The organism is Phenylobacterium sp. (genome assembly GCF_035276905.1).
Lineage (GTDB): Bacteria > Pseudomonadota > Alphaproteobacteria > Caulobacterales > Caulobacteraceae > Phenylobacterium.
Genome location: NZ_DATELG010000005.1, coordinates 1 through 2,029, shown reverse-complemented (window position 1 = coordinate 2,029; position 2,029 = coordinate 1). Strand labels below are relative to the sequence as shown.

Annotated in this window: 2 protein-coding genes and 1 pseudogene; all 3 read left to right on the top strand. The window is 73.4% G+C overall.

Annotated features, from left to right (window positions below; genetic code table 11):
* Positions 1 to 851, top strand: an 851-nt coding sequence (locus tag VJS38_RS00195) for a hypothetical protein (RefSeq protein ID WP_324086140.1), incomplete at its 5' end; no start/stop codon positions are given.
* A gap of 83 nt (positions 852 to 934) precedes the next feature.
* Entirely contained in the window at positions 935 to 1,294 is a 360-nt protein-coding gene (arsC, locus tag VJS38_RS00190; RefSeq protein ID WP_324086139.1) for an arsenate reductase (glutaredoxin), read from the top strand.
* A 194-nt stretch (positions 1,295 to 1,488) separates the two neighbouring features.
* Positions 1,489 to 2,029: pseudogene (locus VJS38_RS00185) on the top strand (M23 family peptidase); the annotation flags it as partial.

Sequence of the window (2,029 nt, the reverse complement as noted above, 5' to 3'; positions counted from 1 at the left end):
CGACGCTGAGCGCCAACCACCGCTCCGGCCGGCTGCCGGCGCTCGCCCTGCTCGCGACCCTCGGCCTCGCCTGGGCCGGCGTGCACGCGCACCTGGCGGCGGTGGTGACCGGCCTGCCGGAGCTGTTGTCGATGGCGCTGTTCATCGCCGCCCTGGTCGCCTGGCCGCTCGCCCAGCCGGCGGCAGGCGCCCCGCCCGAGCGACTGACCGGCCGGGCCCTGCTGCTCGCAGGGGCGGTCGTCGTCGTCTTCCTGCGGCTGACGAGCCCATGGGACGCGCGTCATCCGCAGCCGAGCTTCGTCGCCTACCAGCTCGACCAGGACGCCGGCCGGGCCTGGCGGGTGACCCCGGTCCGCCTGCGCAGCGCCTGGTCCGACGCCGTGCTGCGCGCCGACGGCGGGAAGATCTTTCGCTTCGCGCACTGGGCCTGGGAACAGCCCGTCGATGCGGCGCCGGCGCGGCTGGCCAATGTTCCGCCGCCGATGGTCGGCCTCTCTCGCCTGACGGGCGGCCGCGTCGCGGTGACGGTGACGGAGCCCAGCGCCCAGACCCTGGCGTTGTGGCTCTCTCCCGACACGCCGGCCCGCCTGGTCCAGGCCGGCGAAGCGCCAACCGACCAGCCGCTGGCGCCCGGCCGCTGGTCGCGGCTCGTCTGGGCCGCGCCGCCGGGCGAGGGCCTGACATTGGTCCTGCAGCCGGCCGGGCCGGGCGCCCTGCAGCTGCGCTACTCGGCAGGCTTCGCCGGCTGGCCCGCCGGGGTAAGGCCGCCGCCCCCGCCGCCCGCCCAGGTCATGGCGATCGGCCGCTCTGGCGAGACCCTGGCGACCGGAACGCGCAAGCTCGCCTGGTGAGGGCGGAGCGACGCTCGCTCCCCGCCGCGATAGGCGCAGCCGGTCGAAGCTGATAGATCGTGGGCAGATATGAGGAGAGCGGAATGGCCGGTCAGCCTGACGTCGTCGTCTACCACAACCCGAACTGCGGCACGTCGCGCAACACGCTCGCCCTGCTGCGCGAGAAGGGCATCGAGCCGAAGGTCGTCGAGTACCTGAAGACCGGCTGGACCCGCGAGCAGCTGCAGGACCTGCTCCAGCGCATGGACGCCTCCGCCCACGACATCCTGCGCGTCCGGGGCACCAAGGCCGAAGAGCTCGGCCTCACCGACCCGCAGGCGTCCGACGAGGCGCTGATCGCGGCGATGATCCTGGATCCCATCCTGGTCAACCGGCCGATCGTTGCGACGCCCAAGGGCGCGGCGCTGTGCCGCCCGGCCGAGATCGCGCTGACGCTGATCTGAGCGTGGATCATTCCCGCAGGGCGAGCGTCCGAGAAGCTCGCCCCAATCCGGGCTCCCTGGCCCTCAAGCGTGGCAAATCGCGCCAGCGCCGCTTGCGGCCGCGTTAGGCATCTTCCGACAGGTCGGGGCGCTCCATGGCCAGCCAAGCTCGGCGGTAGGCGTGGTTAACCCTGTCCATCTAACCTGGAGCGGTGATGCAGGATTTCCGGCTGCCTCAAGCCTGCCTGCGGCATGGGCCGCGCGTGCTCGCGACCGCCGGCGTGGCGCTGGCCCTGGCGGGCGGCTGGAAGACCGCGGAGCTGTTCCTGGGCGCCGCGCCGCCTGCGAACGACGTCGCCATGACCGTGGCCCCCGCCCCGCCCAAGCCCGCGGTCGCCGAACCGCAGACCGTGCCGGTCAGCGTGCTGCCGGGCGAGACCCTGGCCGAGGCGGTCGAGCGGGCGGGCGTCTCCGCCGACGAGGCTCGCCGCGCCGTCGAAGCGCTGGCGCAGGGGATGGACACGGTCAACATCAAGGCCGGCCTGGCCTTCGAAGCCGCCATCGCCAAGCCGGACGGCGAAGGCGGGCGCGCCCGCCTGGTCAGCCTCTCGCTAAAGCCCAGCCCCGCCAAGGCGCTGACGATCTCGCGCACCTTCGACGGAGCCCTGAGCCTCAAGCAGCTGGAAGAGAAGATCCGCGACGACACCGTCGCCGCCGACGGCCGCATCGAGGGCTCGCTGTACGAGAGCGCCCAGA